Annotated in this window: 19 protein-coding genes, 1 tRNA gene and 3 pseudogenes; 6 read left to right on the forward strand and 17 right to left on the reverse strand. The window is 56.6% G+C overall.

Annotation, left to right across the window (positions count from 1 at the left end; translation table 11 throughout):
• The first annotated feature begins 237 nt into the window (after positions 1-237).
• On the forward strand, positions 238-882 hold the full coding sequence (locus tag QMX89_RS12160) for a LysE family translocator (RefSeq protein ID WP_282348367.1): 645 nt from the start codon (positions 238-240) through the stop codon (positions 880-882).
• A gap of 129 nt (positions 883-1,011) precedes the next feature.
• Here the strand turns inward: QMX89_RS12160 and QMX89_RS12165 are convergent, their stop codons facing one another.
• The 3 genes from QMX89_RS12165 to QMX89_RS12175 all read right to left on the reverse strand — a co-directional run bounded on the left by QMX89_RS12165 (position 1,012) and on the right by QMX89_RS12175 (position 2,882).
• On the reverse strand, positions 1,012-2,133 hold the full coding sequence (locus tag QMX89_RS12165) for an SMP-30/gluconolactonase/LRE family protein (protein ID WP_282348368.1): 1,122 nt from the start codon (positions 2,131-2,133) through the stop codon (positions 1,012-1,014).
• 134 nt (positions 2,134-2,267) lie between these two features.
• On the reverse strand, positions 2,268-2,669 hold the full coding sequence (locus tag QMX89_RS12170; RefSeq protein ID WP_049861621.1) for a type II toxin-antitoxin system HicB family antitoxin: 402 nt from the start codon (positions 2,667-2,669) through the stop codon (positions 2,268-2,270).
• Positions 2,670-2,699: 30 nt separating this feature from the next.
• Entirely contained in the window at positions 2,700-2,882 is a 183-nt protein-coding gene (locus tag QMX89_RS12175; RefSeq protein WP_282348370.1) for a type II toxin-antitoxin system HicA family toxin, read from the reverse strand.
• Positions 2,883-3,127: 245 nt separating this feature from the next.
• Between QMX89_RS12175 and QMX89_RS12180 the strand changes: the two genes are divergently transcribed.
• A complete protein-coding gene (locus QMX89_RS12180) occupies positions 3,128-5,149 on the forward strand; it encodes an FIST N-terminal domain-containing protein (protein WP_282348372.1) in 2,022 nt (673 codons plus the stop codon).
• A gap of 34 nt (positions 5,150-5,183) precedes the next feature.
• On the opposite strand, the gene QMX89_RS12185 is transcribed toward QMX89_RS12180, so the two are convergent.
• Positions 5,184-6,038 (reverse strand): LysR family transcriptional regulator, encoded by an 855-nt coding sequence (locus tag QMX89_RS12185; protein WP_282348373.1) that lies wholly within the window; start codon positions 6,036-6,038, stop codon positions 5,184-5,186.
• 95 nt (positions 6,039-6,133) lie between these two features.
• Between QMX89_RS12185 and QMX89_RS12190 the strand changes: the two genes are divergently transcribed.
• Positions 6,134-6,367, forward strand: a complete 234-nt coding sequence (locus QMX89_RS12190) for a DUF1127 domain-containing protein (protein WP_282348374.1) — start codon at positions 6,134-6,136, stop codon at positions 6,365-6,367.
• Positions 6,368-6,384: 17 nt separating this feature from the next.
• Positions 6,385-6,540: pseudogene (locus QMX89_RS12195) on the forward strand (type II toxin-antitoxin system RelB/DinJ family antitoxin); the annotation flags it as partial.
• 36 nt (positions 6,541-6,576) lie between these two features.
• On the opposite strand, the gene QMX89_RS12200 reads toward QMX89_RS12195, so the two are convergent.
• Positions 6,577-7,593 carry an SMP-30/gluconolactonase/LRE family protein gene (locus QMX89_RS12200; protein WP_282348375.1) on the reverse strand — a complete coding sequence of 339 codons (1,017 nt, stop codon included), beginning with the start codon at positions 7,591-7,593 and terminating at the stop codon, positions 6,577-6,579.
• 261 nt (positions 7,594-7,854) lie between these two features.
• Between QMX89_RS12200 and QMX89_RS12205 the strand changes: the two genes are divergently transcribed.
• A complete protein-coding gene (locus QMX89_RS12205; RefSeq protein ID WP_282348376.1) occupies positions 7,855-8,769 on the forward strand; it encodes an alpha/beta hydrolase in 915 nt (304 codons plus the stop codon).
• 68 nt (positions 8,770-8,837) lie between these two features.
• Here QMX89_RS12205 and QMX89_RS12210 read toward each other — a convergent pair whose 3' ends face one another.
• Positions 8,838-9,752, reverse strand: coding sequence for a LysR substrate-binding domain-containing protein (locus QMX89_RS12210; protein ID WP_282348378.1), 915 nt, complete (start codon positions 9,750-9,752; stop codon positions 8,838-8,840).
• 116 nt (positions 9,753-9,868) lie between these two features.
• Here QMX89_RS12210 and QMX89_RS12215 point away from each other — a divergent pair, with 116 nt between their 5' ends.
• Positions 9,869-10,312, forward strand: a complete 444-nt coding sequence (locus tag QMX89_RS12215) for a carboxymuconolactone decarboxylase family protein (RefSeq protein WP_282348379.1) — start codon at positions 9,869-9,871, stop codon at positions 10,310-10,312.
• Between the two features lie 654 nt (positions 10,313-10,966).
• Here the strand turns inward: QMX89_RS12215 and QMX89_RS12220 are convergent.
• The 11 genes and pseudogenes from QMX89_RS12220 to QMX89_RS12275 form a co-directional block, all read right to left on the reverse strand.
• Complete coding sequence (locus QMX89_RS12220) at positions 10,967-11,590, reverse strand: hypothetical protein (RefSeq protein WP_282348380.1); 624 nt, start codon at positions 11,588-11,590, stop codon at positions 10,967-10,969.
• A gap of 67 nt (positions 11,591-11,657) precedes the next feature.
• Complete coding sequence (locus QMX89_RS12225; RefSeq protein ID WP_282348381.1) at positions 11,658-12,692, reverse strand: restriction endonuclease; 1,035 nt, start codon at positions 12,690-12,692, stop codon at positions 11,658-11,660.
• A 230-nt stretch (positions 12,693-12,922) separates the two neighbouring features.
• Entirely contained in the window at positions 12,923-13,489 is a 567-nt protein-coding gene (locus QMX89_RS12230; RefSeq protein WP_282348383.1) for a DNA-binding protein, read from the reverse strand.
• Complete coding sequence (locus QMX89_RS12235) at positions 13,489-14,613, reverse strand: helix-turn-helix transcriptional regulator (protein WP_282348384.1); 1,125 nt, start codon at positions 14,611-14,613, stop codon at positions 13,489-13,491. The genes QMX89_RS12230 and QMX89_RS12235 overlap by 1 nt, the downstream gene beginning before the upstream one ends.
• Before the next feature lie 447 nt (positions 14,614-15,060).
• Positions 15,061-16,057 (reverse strand): annotated as a pseudogene (locus QMX89_RS12245) (integrase domain-containing protein).
• A gap of 689 nt (positions 16,058-16,746) precedes the next feature.
• A pseudogene (locus QMX89_RS12250) lies at positions 16,747-17,105 on the reverse strand (integrase); the annotation flags it as partial.
• Between the two features lie 203 nt (positions 17,106-17,308).
• Positions 17,309-17,384: transfer RNA gene (locus QMX89_RS12255), tRNA-Thr, on the reverse strand.
• A 290-nt stretch (positions 17,385-17,674) separates the two neighbouring features.
• Positions 17,675-18,877, reverse strand: coding sequence for a methyltransferase (locus tag QMX89_RS12260; RefSeq protein WP_282348385.1), 1,203 nt, complete (start codon positions 18,875-18,877; stop codon positions 17,675-17,677).
• A complete protein-coding gene (locus QMX89_RS12265) occupies positions 18,862-19,551 on the reverse strand; it encodes an ABC transporter permease (protein WP_049861637.1) in 690 nt (229 codons plus the stop codon). Before QMX89_RS12265 ends, QMX89_RS12260 begins: the two co-directional genes overlap by 16 nt.
• Positions 19,548-20,243: an ABC transporter permease gene (locus tag QMX89_RS12270; RefSeq protein WP_282348387.1), complete on the reverse strand. Its 696-nt coding sequence runs from the start codon at positions 20,241-20,243 to the stop codon at positions 19,548-19,550. Before QMX89_RS12270 ends, QMX89_RS12265 begins: the two co-directional genes overlap by 4 nt.
• 56 nt (positions 20,244-20,299) lie before the next feature.
• Positions 20,300-21,043, reverse strand: coding sequence for an ABC transporter substrate-binding protein (locus tag QMX89_RS12275; protein ID WP_282348389.1), 744 nt, complete (start codon positions 21,041-21,043; stop codon positions 20,300-20,302).
• Between the last annotated feature and the right edge of the window lie 13 nt (positions 21,044-21,056).

The following is a 21,056-nucleotide window of genomic DNA, read 5'->3' on the forward strand; positions in this document are numbered from 1 at the left end:
CATCAGCCGATACAGCAGTGGCCGAGAGGCAGTGCCGCGGACCTTGGCGCTGGCGTGCCTGGGATGGGAAACGCTGGATCACCCGGATGCGGCTTGAAGGGTGGCTAATCTGCTTCCGATTTGGCAGTTACCACGTGTTCCCGACATCATCCAAGCGCACGGACACCACCTCGGTTGCCGGTCGTGAGCCGAATACGCTTGGCTGCAGGGCAGCGAGATTCTAGATAAGGGATGACTATGTTTGATATCACCAACTTTTGGCTTTTTATAGTTGCCGTTTTTCTGCTTTCCATAACACCAGGCCCCGACATGGCTTACGTGGTGGGGCAAAGTGTTGCAAATGGTCGGCGTGCGGGCGTCATCTCAGCGGCTGGCGTGGCCTTGGGCAGTTGCACTCACGCGTTGGCGAGTGTTGTGGGTCTCACGGCCCTGATTGCGGCCTCGCCTGTCATGTTTACCCTGGTTAAATATGTTGGCGCGATTTACCTGATCTACCTGGGTGGAAAGTTGGTGCTCGAGACCTTTGGTCGCGCACGCGCAGAAGCCGCTGAAAGCGCTGACATCAAAAAAGATGCGGATCTTTATGGCCTCCTGTCAAAGGGGTTCATAACGACCTTGATGAATCCAAAGGTTCTGCTGTTCTTCATTTCATTCTTTCCACAATTCGTAGCGCCTGGAGGCGAGCACCACACCGCGTCTTTCCTGGTGTTGGGATTGACCTATGCGCTGGTAGCGTTTCTAACCGACGCAACCTTTGCGATTCTGGCTGGAAGTGCCTCAAGCGGCATGTCACGCAACAGATCGCTGCAGAAATTGATGGATCGTGTCGTCGGAGGTGTGTTCATCGCGTTAGGCATCAGGCTTGCGCTGACTCGTACCTGAAAATGCCTAGGTAATCGCCGGGTTTTGCGGGTGATCACGAATCACATCCCGTGACGGATGCAGGCCATTGTTCGACGCCGCAGACTTATCGACTGCCGTGCATCCCCCGATGCGCGGCAGACTGGGTCATTACAACGCGAACGTCGCCCCACGCGCATTCACGAACAACGAATAGATCGAGTGACTGCCGGCCATGAACAGCCGGTTTCCCTCGCGCCCGCCGAAGCACACATTCGGGCAGCGTTCGGGCAGGGAAATGTGCCCGATGGCCTTGCCCTGTGGATTGAACACGCGCACGCCGTCGAGTTTTTCAAGGTCGGCCTTGGGGTCACCATTGCCACCCCAGCCGCACCACAAATTACCCGCCTCGTCGCACTTGATGCCGTCGATGGCGGCGTAGTCCAACCCTTCGATATGTTTGCGGCGCTCGCCCAGAGTACCGTCGTCCTTCACATCGATCGCCCAGATCAGTCGATTGGGCTTGGCCCGGCCTTCGACGACGTACAGCAGTTTTTCATCGGGTGAAAAACACAGGCCATTCGGCCCGTTGATGTCGTCGATCACCCGTGTGACTTTCCTGCTCTCGCCGTCGATGCGGTACACCGCGTGAGGTTGGGTGGGGGTGATCTTGTGGCCTTCGTAGTTGTTGATGGTCTGGAAGGGCGGATCGGTGAACCAGATGGATCCGTCGGTTTTGCAGACGACGTCATTCGGGGAATTGAAGGGCTTGCCGTCGAAACTGTCAGCCAGCACGGTGACGGTGCCGTTGTGTTCAGTGCGCGTGATGCGGCGGCCTTCACTGGTGGTGGTAGAGCCTTCGCAGACGATCAATCGTCCTTGGCGATCCTGGCACATGCCGTTGGAGAAGTTGGAGTGTTCGCGGTACACGGAGAAGGTGTCCGTGATTTCGTCCCAGCGCATGATGCGATTGTTGGGGATGTCGCTGACCAACAGATAGCGACCAGCACCGATCCACACCGGCCCTTCGGCCCACCGCAGGCCGGTGGCCAGTCTTTCGACACTGGCGTTGAACACGCGCAACTCAAGGAAACTATCGTCGAGCACGTGCACCAGCGGGTCGGGGTAACGCTGACTCAGGGGCTCGGCGGCACCGGACAGTCGGGGCAGCGCAGCGCTGCCCACGGTGGCGAGCGTGGCGGAAACAGCAAGGGACTGTTTCAAGAAGCTGCGGCGGGTGTTGCCCTTTGCTCGGTCGAGCCGTTCAGGTCCGGCGGACGAGAATGAGTCCATGTAGCGATCTCCGTAGTTTTGTTTTTATGAGGAGACGTAGTAATACCTTGTGATAGGACATCGTACAAGTATTCGGCCTTGTTTCGGGTCGCTGCTTTACAGGGATACAGGTTCCCGCGGTCCCGGTTTTTTGCTCAACGCCCTAGTTTTTCAAGTGCCGCATCGGTCAAGAAAGAAGATCGACTTTTGACATTGTGCTCACGAACAAATCGGTCGATCTGCGAAATCACGAATCCAGGCAGTGTGACGTTGACCTTTTCGGTCTTGCCCAAGTAAGGCGTTATATCGATATCGAGCATTCCCCAGCCCATGTCCGTGTATTCGGCGTCGTTACGAAGGACTGCCGTCGCGCTTGGGAGAGGAATACGCTCTCCACGAGCCGCAAGTTCCTCCAGCATGATATGAGCGATCTCGATCGCAGCACCGTAGGCCTCTTCGAACGTGTCGCCAGCGGTGATGGCGCCAGGAATGTCGGGCACCTGAATTCCGACGGCTGTAGTTTCATCGCCCCACTCGATGCAGATTGGGTAGCGCATGGATATCTCTCCTCATGAGTAGGCCGTTGCCTAGATCAAGCCGGCAAGTTTTCGAATTGCTCTAACCGTACCAACCGGCAGATCCTTCTTTGGGTGTGGAACAGGAACTGTTTGCGTACGCCTTGGATGCTTGAACATGTGATGACTTCCGGCGATGCGATCTAGAATCCAACCGGCCTGCTCCAGCTCGCGTATTAGCTGTCTGCTCTGCACTCAGCACTCCTTGCGCACGAGGACTTTATAACTCTAGAGGTATTTTTTCAAGATCGAGGAACCCGTATAGGGTATCTGAGGCTACCGTCCGAGTCGTAAAGCTCAATGGTTACGAAAGTTTCCAATCAGCACCTTTCATTGCAGACCCGACCACCTGCATCAGGTCCACCTCCCCATGGCCGATAGCGAAAGCAATGCAAGCCACGCCCCGCGTGCGCTGTGCAACCTTTCTAGCGAGCCATGTGATGAACCTCTTCAAACGCTTCAACCCCGCCCGCGCACTCAGCCAGGGTGCCGTGAGCCTAAGCTGCACGGCCAGTGAGCTGGACCGCGGTCTGGCCGGTTTGCGGGCGGATCCTGTGCTGGTGACAGGCTTCGTCTCGCCTCACCTGGACATCGACAAGGTCGCGGCCAGCGTTCGGCAGCGCTTCCCCAATGGCACCATCAGCCTGTGCACCACTTCAGGCGAGCTGTGCAACAGCGCGGATAGTCTGTACTGCGCGGCGGGCGAGCACTGGGACCGCATCGTGCTGCAGTGTTTCGAGCGCAATGTGATTGCCTCGGCGGAAGTGGTCATGGTGCCGCTGGAGTGCGAAGACATCCGCAACGGTGGCAAACGCATGGAGATGCGCGAGCGCATCGCGAAGCTGGTCGCCAACATCAAGCGCGTTCAGGTCAGTACGCCCATCGACCACCGCGATACCCTGGCCTACGTGGTTTTCGACGGGCTGTCGGCTTCCGAATCGTTCTTCATGGAAGCGCTTTACGAGTCGGGCCGCTTCCCCTGCCTGTTCGTCGGCGGCTCTGCGGGCGGCAAGTCGGACTTCCAGAAAACCCTGATCCACGACGGCCAGCGCAGCTACCAGAATCACGCCCAGATCGTCTTTCTCAAGACCGCACCGGACATCCGTTTCGGTGTGTTCAAGAGCCAGAACTTCGAGCCGGCCGGGCTGACGTTCAGCGTGCTCACCGCCTCCGTCGAAGACCGCACCATCGATCAGGTGATCGACAGCAGCGGCAACATCATGAGCATGGTCCAGGCCCTGTGCAACGCGTTCAAGTGCGACAGCCATTCCCTGGAAAAGAATCTGGCCGAGTACTCTTTCGCCATCCGCGTCGGCAGCGAATTGTTCGTGCGTTCCATTGCCCGTATCGACCATACCCAACAGATCATCCAGTTGTTCTGCGACGTTGCGCCGGGCGAAGAGCTGGTCATGGTCAAGCGCACGCCGCTGCGTCAGGCCACGGAAAAAGACTACCGACAGTTCCTGCAAGGCAAGGGCGGCCAACCGGTGGCTGCCATCCTCAACGATTGCATCCTGCGCAGGCTCAACAACGCCAATGACCTGGGCAGCATGCGCGGCCTGTTTGGCGACGTGCCGGTAGTGGGTTTCTCGACCTTCGGTGAAATCCTCGGCTTGAATCTCAACCAGACCCTGACCGCGATTTTCTTCTTCCGCGTCGCCAAGGGTGCATCCTTCACCGACGAGTATGTGGATAACTTCATCGCCCACTATGGCGAGTTCAAAGCCTTCTTCCTGCGCCGCCAGCTCAAGAAAATGGTCGGCCTCAACCACGTGGTGGTGAAACAGATCGAAGCCTTCAAACGCAACGATTTCACCAGTGCCCTCGACACCCGGGGCCTGGACACCGGCATCCTCCCCGTTTTCAAAGGGCTCGCCGCTCTGGGCCAGGTGCTCGCCGACGCTGGCGAACACCAACAGCAGATGGCCACCCAGATCAACCATTATTCCGGCGAGCTGCACCTCTCCATGGACGACCTGGCGGCCACCATCGACCGGCAGAATACCGTTTCGACCCAGGCCGGCAGCACCGTCGAAGATCTCGCCCGGCAGGCCGACCAAGCGGTGATCGGCGCGCGTGCCCTGGCCAGTTCGAGCCTGCAGATTCAATCCATCGTCCAGGTGATTCAGCAGATCGCCGGCCAGACCAACCTGCTCGCGCTCAACGCCGCCATCGAAGCAGCCCGCGCGGGCGATCTGGGAAGGGGCTTCGCCGTGGTGGCCGACGAGGTCCGCAAACTGGCGGAGATCACCCGCAAGAATGCAGCGGACATCGGCGTGGATGTCGATCTGCTGTCGAGCGAGATCCAGCGAGTGGCTCAGCAGATCGAAGATCAGTCCACAGGAGTGAGTGCGTTGAGGGAGATGCTGGACACCTTGGAGGCGTCGAGCCAGACAACCGAGGGGACGGCGAGGCGGACCAAGGGGATTGCGGATACGTTGACCGAGTTGACGCGGCGGTAGGGGAGTTCCAGCAGGTAAAGGATGGGCCCACCGCTCAAAGCCTGAACCCCTCGACGATATGCTCGGCCAACGCATCGATCATCGGCGACCGGGTATCGGGGTTGCGCAGCAGCATGATGCTCGCCAATGGCAACAAGGGCATGCCCTCGGCTTCGCCGATGATCCGCAGCCCCGGCGTGATCAGGCTCTGCAACTGTGCGGTGACCGCCAGGCCAACGCCGACCGCGGCCATTATCGCCGCGAGGCTGGGGCTGGAGTAGGCGATCCGGTAGGGTTTCTGCCCGGCGTCCAGGGCATTGCACGCCCATATCCGGCAAAAACAATCGGTATTGAACATCGCCAGTGGCACGGGCGTTTGTTCGTGAAGAAAAAAGCCCTCGGCTTCGGCCCACACGAAGCGCTCCTGACGCAGCAACTGGCCCACCTCCCGCCCAGGTTCACGGGTAACGATCGTCAGATCCAGGTCCTTGCGTTGCATCAACTGCCGGGAGCTCTCGCAATGCACTTCCACCTGCACCAGCGGAAACGCCTGAGCGAAGCCGGACAAGATCCCCGGCAGAAAGCGCATGGCGTAGTCGTCCGGAGTGCCTATGCGCAAGGTGCCGACCATGTGCGGCTCGCGCAAGGTGGTGAACACTTCGCTGTGCAATTTGAGAATGCGGCGCGCATAACCCAACAGAATCTGCCCTTCAGCCGTCAGCTTCACCTGCCGGCCATCGCGCTCGAACAGTTGCCGACACAGCACGTCTTCCTCGAGCCGCTTCATCTGCATGCTCACCGCCGACTGGGTGCGGTTCACCCGCTCACCGGCCTTGGTGAAACCGCCCTCATCGGCGATGGCCACGAAGGTACGCAGGACTTCCGAATCGATGCTCTGGTAGTGGGACATTGATCAATCTCTGAGATGCACTGCATTCAAAACATTCGTTGGATTGATGTTAAGCCTGAACCGAGAATCAAGCCATCAACCCGGAGGATGAGCAGATGAAAGGTCAAACAGTGAATGCCTGTGCTTCGCATAGCTGCTGCACTCAAAGTAAATCAGCGAGATCTTTTGCCAATCCATGGAAGCGCATCACGCGCTGGTATGAACTGGCCCGGCAACGGCATCAACTGGAGCAGATGAGTGACGCCGGGCTCAAGGACCTGGGCTTGAGCCGAGCGGATATCTATAAGGAGATCGAACGCCCGTTCTGGGATGATCCGTTTTGCAAGTGAGGGGGGGGCAGACGTGTGAACTCACACGCCAAATCCTGCAGTACGTGGCGGAGCGAGGCCAGTTGCCCTTCAAGTCCGTTTTGATCACCGAGGACGATGAAGCCATGCTTGAAACAGTGCGGGAACGGTTGGCGAATCCTCAGCGAGTCAATGTTTCGCTGGATGACCTATAGCCTTAGAGTTGTCACCACCCGCTCCTCGCCATTGGCCTAGCGCCCGATAACACCCTTCGCCACTTGCACGCGGAGTACCTTGTTGGCAGCGGTGATATAGGCCCAACTGCCTTGTTCATCCGAGCAGAACGTCAGGTTGCTGGTATCGCTCGCGCTTACCAACAGTTTGCCCAGCGACTTGCCGGCTGCGGAAAAGACCTGGATCCCTTCCTTGCTGCTGCTCCAGACGTTGCCAAGCGCATCCACCTTGATACCGTCGGGAATGCCGGATTCGATCTCGGCAAAGACCTTGCCGTTGCTCAAACGACCGTCGCGGACCTGATAGACCATGATGCGTCGAGCCAGCGTCTTGTTGCTGAAGTCATGGGCCATTTGCGAGTCGGCCACATACAACAGCTGTTGATCCGGCGAGAAGGCCAGCCCGTTGGGTGAATGCAGTTCTGGCGTATCAAGACGGGTGATCTCACCGGTCTCGGGCACATAGCGATAGACGAACTCCCCACCCTGCTCGGGTGTGCCGCCATAGCCTTCGCTTTTGCTCAGCACCCCGAAGGTAGGGTCGGTAAACCAGAGCGTGCCGCTGTTATCGGCCACCACATCGTTCGGGCTGTTCAACCGCTTGCCCTGGTACGTGTCGACCAGAGTCCGCCACTCACCGTTGGCCTCCTGCCGCACGATCCCGCGCTTGCCGTGAGACGCCGCGACCACACGGCCCTGCGCGTCCAGCGTATGCCCGTTCTGGAAGTCGGCCGGTTCCAGCCAGGTCGACACGCCATCCTTCGCTTGCCAACCGCTGACCTTGTTCGCCTTGATATCGCTCCATATCAGACGACCATCCTGCAGACACAGCGGCCCCTCGGCCCACTTCGCCTGATCGGTGAGCAGCTCGACCCGGGCCTTGGCGTCGACCAACTGGCTGAACGCTGGATCGGTGACCACTTGCCGGACAGGCGCCGCTGTAGTGGCTGCGCTGGCAGAACCTGCGACCAGAATCGCGCTGCCCAACAACCAGGACGAAGGGCTCAGGAACAGTTTTTTAAAGGTTGGATTCATGTGTTCAGGTCCGTTGGAAATCAGTAGGCACAGCTGCCGTTTATGCGCTTGTCAGCCGCACCTGGCTTGAGTTTGATGATCAACTGAACATTGGGTTCATCGGCTACGGTGCGGGTCAGGGATCGAGCGGCGACACATCGCTGCAGGAATAACTTTCCGGAGCAGGTAGGTTGGTCAAATTTGAGGTAGTGTTTCTAACGCACCAGACAAGCCCCCAGGCTGGAAAAGCAAAACCCTTGTTCATAGACCGAGTGAGCTTTCATGAATCGCCGCAATTTCATTCTAGGCGCCGGCACGGCAGTGTTGATGTTGAAAGTAGCGGCCATTCAGGCCAAAGATCCAACGGCCAACAGTGAAACAGTCCAGCTGTGGAGCGACGTCCCGCCAGGGGGCGGCGGACCCTCGGGCAACCACCTGCTCACATCCCATGGCTCGCTAAGCAACGTCACCCGTCCATACCTACAGATCTTCAGACCCGTCAAACCCAACGGAAAAGCGGTGATTGTCGCTGCCGGTGGCGGGTACAAACGAATCGAACTGGGGATCGAGGGATGGCCCTTGGCGTATTGGCTCACGGAGCGCGGGTACACCGCGTACGTGCTGGCCTACCGCTTGCCGAGCGAAGGCTGGAACGCCGGCAACATCGTCGCACTGCAAGACGCGCAACGCGCGCTGCGCATAGTCCGCAGCCGGGAAAGCCACGTTTCGCTACTGGGCTTTTCAGCCGGTGGCCATCTGATGGGCATGACCGCAACGCTTGGCGATTCTCAGACCTATGCAGCGCAGGACAGCATCGACTCGATATCCGCCGTGGTTGAAGGAGCGGCGTTGATCTATCCACCGATTACGTTGGAGCGGCCTTACACACATACTTCGACCCACAAGGTACTGGTGGGGCCAGACGCGTCGGCGAAAGAAGAGGCTGAGTGGTCTGTGCAGAATCGGGTGACGGGGAGCACACCGCCCGAGTTCTTGGTGCAGGCGGAGGATGACGCGGTGGTGGATCCGCACAATACGCTGATCATGGCTGAGGTTTGCGAGGAGCGTGGGGTGGCTGTGGAGATGCATCGGTATGCGACAGGAGGGCATGGTTTTGGGTTGGGGAGGAGGGGGACGGCGAGTGGGGAGTGGCCGGGACGGTATGAAGCGTGGTTGGGGAGGTTGGGAACGGGTTGACCTACGGTGATCAGGATGTGGCTGTAACTAAGCTTGTGGCCACCCGCGGTTCCTGCCGGGCTCAAGCCCTACAAACGCCAGAGCGGATCCTGCCCCATCGTTGCCGTTGCCCATTCTACAAACGCACGCACCCGGGCGGACAGGCGCCTTGAATAGGGATATACCAAACTCATTGGCATGCTTGGCAAGTGCCACTCCGGCAGTAGCTGCACCAGCTTGCCATCTGCCAACAACGCCTGTGCCTCGCACAGCGGCAAGGCCACAAAGCCCAATCCTGCTTTCGCCGCCGCCATGTAGGCACCACCGCTGTTGAATCGCATAGCTGGAGTCTGCTCGATCAGCACGCTTTGACCACTACATTCCAGACGCACCAGGTTCTGCCTGCCGCTGGCGGGAAACACAAAAGCCAGATAGCGCAACTGTGTGAGGTCTTGCGGACTGTTTACCGGCGGATGTTCATTCAGGTAGACGGGCGATGCGCACAGTACAAACCGCATCTGCCCGATGGGTCGGCACACCAGGTCCGGATCGGTCACCAGGCCGCCGCGGATAGCGCAGTCGATGCCTTCCTGAACCAAGTCCGCCACTCGCTCGCTGCAGCCCAGATCCAATTGGATATCGGGGTAGTCGCTCACAAAGCTCGGCAGCGCAGGGATCAATAAGAAACGGCCTACGGGTGAAGGCATATCTACCTTGACCTTGCCGCGCGCGACGAAGCGCGTTTGCAAGACGCTGGCTTCCAACTCGTCGATGTCTTCCAGCACCCTGCGTGCCCGTTCGTAATAGGCAGCGCCGTCAGTGGTGGCAGTCACACGACGAGTAGTGCGGTGCAGCAGCTTTAGCCCCAGCTGATTCTCCAAAGCCCGAATCTGGCCTGACAGCGTGGTTTTGGCTATGGCGAGCGCCTCTGCGGAACGGGTGAAGCTGCCCAGTTCAACAATGCGGCAAAAAGCACGCATCGCCTCAAGTCGGTCAAAAGCCATGATTGTCCGGATAGTCGTCTAATGCTTACGATTTTAGCCGATTTATGAATTACATCCCGACCAATAAAGTGAGCGCGTTCCCGGACATCCACCGGGCTACTTTAGAGGACATCACCATGACCGCCCCACGCGTGAATTATGCACACGTTGCTCCACACACTTACAAAGCCCTGCTGGGTTTGGAAAAAGCGATGGGCGAATCGTCGCTGGAAAAGTCGCTGCACGAGCTGATCAAGATACGCGCTTCCCAACTCAACTCATGCGCCTATTGCATCGATAAGCACACCAGCGATGCCATCGCGCTTGGGGAAATCCCACGGCGTATCTTTGCACTCTCGGCTTGGCATGAAACACCATTTTTCACCGACCGTGAACGCGCTGCTTTGCTGTGGACCGACACCCTGACTCTGCTAGCTGACAAGGGCGCTCCTGAAGCTATCTACAGGGTGGTGGCCCAGCAGTTTGACGATCGCGAATTGGCTGATCTCACCTTCGCTATCGCCACTATCAATGCTTGGAACCGGTTTGGTGTTGGGTTTGGTATGCAGCCCGTAGAGTGATTATTTACGTTTCGGGGCGAGTGGCGCCCGTTACGGTGATAAGGAGGTGGATTTCAGTAGAGTTTGGCATGGGATGGAACTGCGTTGGTCAAACAAATTACTACTTCAAGACTCTGAGTCGGGCAAAAACAGCTGTGCAATAGGAGGTGAATACCTAGGTGTGAGCTAGGTGTAGTCAAATACTTGATCTACGGCACCATCGTATCCGTTGCCATTGTCACTAACTTCGGTGTTTAGTACGCCTAGCTTTTCGCGGCAACCGGCCGCTCCTGCAGGGCAATGCGGTTGGGAGACAGCGGCCGGACACCTACCAAAAGCACAAGCAACAAGAACCACCTCGGGGAGAGCCTTTCTTGTCAATTATAGTGCGGCACTAGGAGTCGAAAAATAAATTAAGCATCTGAATTTATTAGAGATTGTTATCTAAGTTTATGACTCTATCTCTATGGCTACCCTAATTGGGGCAGACACCATCCTGTTCCGCATCTAAAGTTTGAGCGGCTAGGTTAGGTGTTTCAGACTCAGCGGCCGCAAGCTGTAAGAAACGGACCCCGTTGAAAGCTAGTCTTCAACAGCCGGATGAAGACAATGTCAACTTGGTGTTCCGATGAGTCTACACGGGGTCCAGATAGACTCTGCATAATAGTGGTTTCTTTACTTTTTGTCCGTGATGGCGGATAGCCCTTTGATTTGGAACCATTTCTTCGACTTAATAAGTGGGGAGCTGAATCGATTTCCGCTAACCCTGGTCGATGTGCGGATGAGCTCGTCCATTGCAGCTGCGAGGCCATCATCTTTGTAAGCAATAGAGGCACTGCCATCTGTAAGGCAGGGAGTGCTTGGGTGGTTTATCTCGGAGAGATAAGTGTCGAAGGTGCTGCGCGCAACGGCCATTCCGTAAATTCGCCATGCGTACTTCTTACCTAAATATAGCCCGCTTGTTGCGCTGTGAGTTACACGTTCCTTAGATTTTTGGGTTTCGACAGTACGCTTCTCTTCACCGAGCAAGCGTGCAACGTAGTGACTTTTATATTGGTCAACGTCATCCGCTTTGGCTGTGGCAGAAATGTCTACCAAATTTATACCGCCATCTAAGGTATAGCCGATGTTGTACCTTGCACCCTCTTCAAGTAGAGGTTCCTGATTGGCGATGAACTGATACACTGTAGTGGTATTTTCAGGTGTGAAACTATGCAGAAATTTTCCATCTGCATGCTGAGATATATTGTAGTTGGTGACAATAAGTGTTGGGGTGGTAAAAAGCTCTCGTGACTTCATCGACTTTTCCTTGTTTAGAATTAGAGTAGAGCTTGGGTTATGCCATTTCCATAAATTTTTGGGGGGGCTACCTTGGTAGTGTTAGTAGGAAATTGTCAGCAATTTCAAAAAGGCAGTCTGTAGGGTCTTCCCCACGTTCTTTCATATGAAGCATTTCACATACTTTTTCGTCATTTATTATGAGCATTAACTTTCCTTGTTCGCGCATTGCTCCCTGCGTCATCGCAATGGCGTGCGGCTCTGCACCCACCCTTGTCATAATTATAGCCATACGTCGCAGGCCGCGCTCTAACAGATACTTCTCCGTTGTAAGAATTTGGCCTTGTTTAATTTTGCCCGAATAGTTTTTGAATTCAAAAAGCACATAGCGACTGTTTAGGTGATCTATTATAAATTTCCAAAATTCAGTGGTTGGCCTGACGCGGCAGACGTAGTCGTAACGATTTAGTCCGTCATCTGTTCTTTTTTGAGAGTGCCAGCCGTGAAGGTCGTTTGGAAACAAATACTTCAGAATTTCTTCACATGTTTTCTCGTACTGCGTCCAAGCTGTTTTTCCCTTTTTGATTTTTTTTAGCGCGTGGCATAACTCGGTCCCCCTAGTTTCATGAACTTTTGAAGGGGATCTTCCAAGTGGCCTGCTCCGAAGTATGGGCTCACTGCTAACTGTATGTATTGCTTGAGGCTCGCTTGGGCTTGTCTCCAGTAACGCATCTAATTCTTCTGCAAGTTCAGGGTGAGACATACACCAGGATCTTAGGTCGGTCTGATCTACGAGCGTAATGTCATATTTTTGCTCTAACATTTCTCTCAATTCTGCAGAAATAATGCATGATACAACTAGCATTCCTTTGTTGAAGTTTTGAGCTATGCCGTTACTTGCAACGCGAGCTGCGGCGATGTCAATGAGAGAAGGCTGAGCGCGCGCAGTACGATAATATTTAACCTCGATTGCCCAACTTTCATTGCGATAGGTTCCTAGCAAGTCAAATCCTTTGTCTCCCCTGCGAAAATTATATGAGATGACAAAGTTTTTAATTTCTAGAATGCGACTCACGAGATCTTCGAATAATTGCCATGTTGCCAACGGGGTATTCATTTTCATGGACTTTGACTTTTTATTGAGTCTTGGGTAAATGGCCAGTTGGCCTATTCGCTAGGTTTGGGTGGTCGCGATTGTGCAACCCTGGGGTAGAAGCCGACTGTCTCTGCCTTAGGCGAAGACAACGGCTACTCTCGCCAGTTCTACCATCGGTTGAAGCTTAGTTAGCTTCGCGGCCCGTATACATTTTCTGTGAAAAAGCCTAATCGAGGGAAGTGCTTCTTATGTATAATTCAGGGGTGAGGGATTTGATTTTCAAATATCCTGGAGAGATCTATCTGGAAGTCAGCAGGTGTATCCTTATTATAATGCCAATATTGGACTAGAGCGGTGACACTGTTAAGTGTGATATGGGCTGAGTCGACCATTAGTTTGAGTAAGTCAAGTGTCTTCTGTGTTTTGATATCAAAGGCTTGTGCGAGTAAATGCATATCTCTATCATCGGTAACTACAGGAAGGCCTAAGACGTAGCTATGTGCCAGATATATAGCGTCTACCCTTGACGGACCTGGCAGTTCACTCTCAACGTGATCCCAGATGAAAGAATATGCATCGGCAATAAGCTTTCTTTGCTGACGTGAAACCGTAACGGTCTGGGACCGTTCGTCGCAATGCTCTTTTTCTAATGCCCAGAAGAATTTCGTCTTAAGGCGAGAGCTCTTCTGTATCTCAGAGTTTGTTTCTGGCAATACGTAGAGGCAGTAATTTTTATCACCAAACTCGATGCACAGCAACGGCCGAATAGAATGTGCGAGCCTCAGATAAGAATTCGTATCTGTTAAGATCTTCGATTGCGGCATTAAGTTAACTCCGCAACAATACCCCGAGCATCTAACGCCGAGACATCCATGATGGTCTGAACATATCCTGGCCCTTTCCCGGTATCCTTCAAATATCGTCCAATAACATCGAAGAAAGGCGTGTCGAAACATTCCTTAGATTTGGTGATATAGCCTGCGGGGTCGGGTTGGGTGTTATTAAATAAATGATGGCTAAGTAAAGGTATTTCACGATTAACATTAGTGGATGCTTGGAATATTGCAGGCTTCAAGCTTAGCGGGGTTAAGCCGCTTTGAAGTGCATATGCATTGCATTGGCAGTAAATCGAGTATGGCGATATTGCAGTGTGCAGTGCAATTTCTTTAATTTTGTTTATTTGTCGGCCGGCGCCATTGAGAGCTTGAATAGCAATATATGCTTTCTTAGCTTGCTCATGAGGGAAAAGAAGTACTCCGGCAAAGGCATCAGCGAAGTCTTCCGCCTCATCGCCCCGCAGGCCTGGTGATAGGCAGTGGCCAAGCTCATGTGCCATCCAAAATTTGAAATCGAGGACGTTTACGTCAAGATTCAAATAAATCCATGTGGTTGTACTTTCAGGAAGAAATATATGGGTAGCGTTTTCATGGCGTTCTTTCGAACCCCATAAGACCGGAACGATCACCGCCTGAAGTTGACTGAAATACTGGATAAGATGATAAAAATCTAGTTTGGCATCTACCGATACGCCGACCTCATCTCGGATCCTCTGAGCAACCTCTTGAAGATAATCGTAGTCATTTACGGGATTCTTCAAAACTGGAGGTACGGCTAGTTTGTCGAAAGGTAAGTACGGTGTTAGGTGTTTGAGCATGTTGCCCATTGATCGAGCACGAGTGTAATGAGCCTCGGTTGTCTTAGTACCTCTTGCCTTTCGGAATGCTACCACGGGCTCATTAATATCAGTCCTCAGAACCATCTCCGAGAACGACAGCTTGAGAATAGTCGCTAAGCGCAGCAGCTTGTCTGGCCTAGGAAATGATTCAGATTTAAGCCATTTGGAAATGGTTTCACGAGAAACACTCAGCCCATCAGCAAGGGCAGCCTGATTCAGGCCCGCATTTTGCATGGCTTCTTCGATTCGGGGGATAGCTAGCTTCTTGTCCATGGGCGCACTGTAGCGCTTGACCAAGCTTTGTCAACTTTTGTCAACCCGGTGGTCGTGAGGCGGCCTATTCGTACCCTATGGGCATGCACAGCCAGCCATGCCAACCTTCGTGCCCTAACTGCTAAGGGCAATACCATGATCGATAGCTCTGAGTCGATTCCTATGGATCCCAACGTTGGAAGGTATGCTTCACTCAGAGATCCTGACGCCATTGTTTTTCTAGGCGTCGGATTACCAGCTTGACCGTAAGAAGATAGTAAGATCGTGTGTGATCGCTGCACCGATCTAGGTGATTTTTTAGACTCAAGATGCTTTCGCCTCCAGCTCCAAGGTGTTTCCTGCTGCCAGCGCTTTGCGATTGCTGTCTGGATAGCCTTCGCCTGCTGTACATGCCTTTGCTGCGTCGAATGCGACCCAGTCAGTACGCCAGCCAAGAATGTGTCTATATCAAACTTTGTATCCATGCCTGCCCCCAAGATAGGTAGCGACTACCTCAATCCGACCATGCCCCAGCTCTTGACTGGTCTGCATGCGAGCCTCGCGGTCTAGACGCCGATCTATGGAGTAGCACCGCCCACCGTTTATAGGTGCGTGATGCTGAGTAATCTGCTCATATCGCTCGCACGCGTACGCCGCCCTCAACTCGTGGAACCCTTTGAGATTGTGCATGCAGGATGTCCCGCGCAGGGCGAATGATTTCTTGCAGAAGATTAAGGTAGCTTTCGTGCGGTGCAATCAGGTTGCGGCTACCTGCAGGCGATACCTGCTGTGCAAACCCTAGTGCACCTCGAACATGGTCGTCCGCCGCAATCCAACGTGGCGCTTAGGCGCCGGCGCGGCCGCCTTTGGTGCCATCTTGAATGTTGATCCTGCCTGGCTCGTGAGCCTTTCAGCTAAGCCGTGGGAGGTCAGCCAAGATGGCCTCTCGCAAGCGCATACCGGTGGCTCGCGCCAACAGAACGATCGAAGCGGCCCCGGCCCTAAGCTGATGATGACGGCAAAACGCCTCGACGATCTGCTTAACCTCTTCGCGGTCTTGGCCCTGTGATACCGACTGCCGAACCCCGGTGCGCTGCATACCCAACGCATTGCTCGGGCTGGGCAATTTCACGTACTGATCACCACGAAGCGCTGCCATGGTCCTATTAATGCTGGATAGGCGATTTTGCGCGGTGCTGACGGCGAGTTCACCGCGCCTAACCATGTTGCGCAGGTACGCCGCATAGTCGGCCAAGACCTTCCGGTCAATTTGCCGCGCATCATTGATACCCTGCCCCTGTTCGGAGCGGCACCACTTAACGAATGCCTGCCACCGATCACAGTGCGCCTTGACCGTACCGTAGTGGCCTCCGCCGAACATGTCTTTCAGCACTTGTGGACCTGCATAGCTCAGTTGCCTGCCGTATCCAAAATTGCGGCCATCCTGCCTACCTAACAATGCCACGTCGATCACCTCATCTGCCGTTCTCCGATCCTTGTCCCACGTCATCCCGCCAAGAATGCTGAGTGTTATCAGGGATCAAGGCCCCTGCGACCTGTGGGGATGTCCTCTAACGCGAGACTGGCGACTCCTTACGTCCGGGAGCAAGGGCATCTCATGATCTGGCCTCCTGAGCACCGTTATCGGTGGGCGGGTAAAGGCTGCATTGGCTGGCGAAACCAGCGCTGCAAGATCCTGAGTTGGGTGAAGGCAGAGATGCGATGACCGGGGCATGCCCTGATTGTCAGTCAGGTACAGTCCCTTCGTGGTCTGCGGCACCATCATTCACATCAGTGTGGCTGGTAACCTCGGTGTTTGTCACGCCGATTGTCACTAGGAGGATTGCGACAAAGCCCGTTCTATCTGGGCTGCAGCAGTGATTTGAGCGCGCGTCTCTTTCTTGGAGAAGAGACGGGCAAAGGATTGGCGCGTACGAAATGGCCCAGCGGGTAGGTTACTGCTGGGCAGAAGGGTGGCCTGGTTGCAGCATCGGCAACAAGGTTGAGTGGGCACCCATTACATGGGTAGTGACCTTACGAGCTGATCCTTGCCAATCGTACTTGGGATGAACCGCCTCACGAGGGGCGTGACCTTTCAGGGGCTATATTTTGCCGCCTAGGCAGCGCTTGCACTGTCTGATTCACGCCGGCCTAGATCAACGCACTGCGCACCATAGAGCGGAATCCGTGGCCGCAGATGTCTACCTTGAAGTCGTAGCCTATCGTCCCTAAAGCAGAGTTCACCGTGTTTTCGGACATCGATTTCCACGGTTTGGCCTCTCCGGCAAACACTCAGTCGAATTTGCCGGTGATCTTATGGATATGCTCCAGCAAGGACAACGCTTCCGGGGGCGAGGGTACAAGGTGAATGCCTCCGGCCATTTTGTACCGAGTGTGGAAAAGGGTACGGCGTCCAGCGCTGGGCCGGTGTTGGGGATTTCCCAGATGCCGCGCTTGAGGTCGAATTTGTTCCACCTTGCAAAGCGCAGTTGGCTAGGGCGCACAAACACGTAAGGCCATAGTCGCTGGAATTCCGCGCGGCGTTTGCGTGCGGGGGGGCAGGAGGATATTTGATAGGGGCTTAGGGCGGCGGTGACTGAACCGATGCCTTCGCGGCCACTGGCCGCTCCTACAGGGGTTGTGTGTGGGTCGGACCCCCAACCAAAACCACAAACAAAAAAGGCCCACCTTGCGGTGAGCCCCTCTCGTCAAACTATGGTGCCGGCACCAGGAATCGAACCCGGGACCTACTGATTACAAGTCAGTTGCTCTACCATCTGAGCTATACCGGCAAGTGAGGGCGCTGATTATAGCTATTCGATCGCCCGAGTAAACCCCCCTGCGGCATAATTTCTTCGTCTTTAGCTCTTAACCCGTCAGTGCTTATGCACATTCGGCGTGCCAACCCGGTCTACCGTTCGCCGATTAGGTCGTTTTGATGACATCGTTCGCAAGCTACTGTTTTCGCTAGCGAATCGGACATGACCGAAAAATGACCAGTCTGCATTCTGGCGTTCTGGTGCAGCACCGATGCGTCGCGTCACACTTCTACCCACAGAGTTATCCACAGGTTGCGCAGGCTTCAGGTGCGTTCGGCGATGATCATCAGATTGCGGGGCGTCAGGGTTTCCGGGCAGAAGGTGCCGACCTGTGCGGTGTACTCGCGCTCTTGCAGGTACAGGGCGCGGTCGAGCACCAGCCACAGCTCCAGGGGCTTGCGGAACAGACCGCGCAACAGTTCGAGGTTGCGGACTTGGGCCAGTCGTTGCCAGCCGCGCGCTTCGAGGTCGTTGAAGTCCACACCATGCCCTATGGGTACGCTCTGCAGTGCGGCCAGGTCGCGGCAGTAGTCGGCGAAGGGTTTGTTCAGCCAGGCGGCGGGCAGGGAGGGGCAGGGCAGGTAGTGGTCGATGCCGCGTTGCTCGCGCTGCAGCAGGTCGAAGGCTAGGCGGCGGGCCATGGACTGGTCGCGCTGGCGGCGCACGCGGGCGCCGGCGGTGACGGTGGCTTCCAGGGGCAGGCCGAGGTCTTCGAGGGTGAGGGAAAGGGCGGAGGGCTCGCTGCACAATTGGCGGTAGGCGCCGTGGTTGCGGTTGTAGCAGCAGGGTGCGAAGGCCAGGTGCTGGCAGCCCGCCTGGGTGGCGCGGTGCATGAGCTGGACGTGCAGGTCGCCGCAGGCGTGCAGGGCGACGGGGGTGATGCAGGCTTGCAGGCGCAGGTCGTCGGCCATGACGTCTTGCAGCTGGTGGTGGGCGGGCAAGGCGTGGTGGGTGCTGAGTTGGGCGCCGCTGGCGACCAGTTCGGGGTCGTATTCCAGGCAGGTGAGGCGTTGGCCATCGCGCAGCAGGCGGCGGCCGAGGTGGCCTTTGCCGGCGCACCAGTCCAGCCAGTGGCTGGTGGAATCGGCGAAGGGCAGGGCAGCGGCGAAGGCTTCGATCTGTTGCCATTTGCGGCCGGGCACGTCGACGTTGAGGCGGTGGCGCGCGGCGGGCACGTCAGTGGTCGGCAGCGGGCCTACTGCGCTTAGCGCATGCGCTTGCCGGGCCAATGCAGGAAATGGCGTAGGTGCGTCCAGGTCGAGCAGCGAGTTATGCACAGCCTCGGCGTCGGCCAAGGTACGGGCGCGCAGCCAGGTGGCAAGCTCGGGGTATTGCGCTTCCCAGAGCAAGGTCAGTTCAGTGAAGGGCTTGGGCCGCCAGAGATCGACATGCGCGGCCAAAAAGGCGTCCAGGGCGTGAAAGCGCTCACGCAACTGGTCGCCTTGCAGGGTCAGCGGCCTTGGCACGCGTCCACGCGCAGCCAACGTTCGAGAAGCTTGAAGGCCTGCACCAGCACGAACGACATGGCCAGGTAGAACATGCCGGCGGCGAAGAAGATTTCCACCGGCAGGTAGGTGCGGGCGATGATCGTGCGGGCCATGCCGGTGAGTTCCAGCAGGGTGACGGTGCTCGCCAGCGAGCTGGCCTTGAGCATCAGGATCACTTCGTTGCTGTAGGCCGGCAGACCGATGCGGGCGGCGCGTGGCAGCATGATGTGCACCAGGGCCTTGCTGCGAGACATGCCGAGGGCGCGGGCGGCTTCGATCTCGCCCTTGGGAATGGCTTGCAGGGCGCCGCGCAGGATTTCTGCGATGTAGGCGGCGGTGTGCAGGGTCATGGTCCCGGCGGCGCACCAGAACGGGCTGCGCAGGTAGGGCCACAGGCTGCTCTCGCGCACGGCGTCGAACTGCGCCAGCCCGTAGTACACCAGGAACAGCTGCACCAGCAGCGGCGTACCGCGAAAGAAGAAGATGTAGGCGTAGGGCAGGCCGCTGATGTACCACTTCTTCGAGGTGCGGGCGATGCCCAGCGGGATGGCCAGAATAAGTCCGGCCAGCACCGCGATGGCGACCAGTTCCAGGGTCAGGGTGGCGCCTTGCATGAGGCGCGGCAGCCACTTGATGATCACTTCCCAGTTCATTGCGAGGCCCTCGCGAAGCCGCGCGCGGCGCGTTTCTCCATGAAGTGCAGGGCAACCATGGCGACCACGGTGAGGCTCAGGTACATCAGGGCGGCGACCATATAGAAGGTGAACGGCTGTTTGCTGACGGTGACGGCGTTCTGCGCGTTGCGCATGATTTCTTCCAGGCTGATGACGGACACCAGCGCGGTGTCCTTCATCAGAATCAGAAACAGATTACCCAGCCCGGGCAGGGCGATGCGCCACATCTGCGGCAGCACCAGGCGGATGAAGATCCGCGGCGTGCTCAGGCCCAGGGCCAAGCCGGCTTCGCGGTGGCCTTTGGGAATGGCCAGGATGGCGCCGCGGAAAACCTCGGTGGCGTAGGCGCCGAAGCACAGGCCCAAGGCGATCACGCCAGCGGCGAAAGGGCTGAGCTCCAGGCTGCCGACGCCCAGCGCCAGGCCGAAGCTGCGCAGGCCGTTGACGGTGCCGAAGTAGATCAGCAGCACCCACAGCAGTTCGGGGATGCCGCGTACCAGTGTCGAGTAGAACCCGCCGAGCCACTGCAAGGGGCGGTTGCGCGAGGTTTTCGCCAGAGCCCCGGCGAGGCCCAGCAGCAGCCCGAGGCACAGGGCGCTGAGGGCCAGTTTGACGGTCATCAGCGCGCCTGCGGCAAGCGCAGGGCCGAAGCCATAGAGATCGATGTTCATGGGCAGGCTTGTTCAGGGGCAGGCGTCGGCCTTGTAGGTCGACGCCTGCCGGGCTGTCAGAGAATGCTGAAAGGGAAGTACTTGTCGTTGATCTTCTTGTAGGTGCCGTCAGCGATGATTTCCTGCAGTGCCGCGTTCAGCCTCTCGCGCAGAGCGTCGCCCTTGCGGACGGCAATGCCGATCTTGTCGCTTTCCTCGACCGCATCGCCCTTGAACTCGAAGTCTTGGCCGGCCTTGCTTTTCAGCCAGTCGTAGCTGGCGTACTTGTCGGCCAGGATGGCATCGAGGCGGCCGCTGCTCAGGTCCAGGAAGGCGTTTTCGGAGGTGTCATAGAGCTGAGCCTCGATACCGTACTTGTCTTCCAGCCAGGTGCCGGACAAGGTCGCGCGCTGGGCACCGATGGATTTGTTCTCCAGGCTTTCGCGGTCGATGGGGAAATCCACACCCTTCTTGGCGATGAACTGCAGCTTGTTGCTGTAGTAGGGGTTGGTGAAGTCCACCACTGCCGAGCGCTCGGGGGTGATCGACATGGACGACACCAGGAAGTCGAACTTCTGCGACTGCAGCGCGGGGATGATGCCGTCCCAGTCGGAGGTGACCACTTCACATTCCACTTCCATCTTCGCGCACAGGGCCTTGCCGATGTCGACGTCGAAGCCCACGACCTGGCCGCTGGTGTCCTTGCTGTTGAACGGTGGGTAGGCCGCTTCCACGCCCATGCGCAGTTTGTCGGCAGCCACGGCGGCGCCGTTGACCAGCAGTGTGGCGGCAACCGCCAGAAAGAGTTTCTTGATGTTCATATTGTTATTGCTC

The organism is Pseudomonas sp. PS01301, assembly GCF_029960215.1.
In the GTDB taxonomy this organism is placed as follows: domain Bacteria; phylum Pseudomonadota; class Gammaproteobacteria; order Pseudomonadales; family Pseudomonadaceae; genus Aquipseudomonas; species Aquipseudomonas coleopterorum.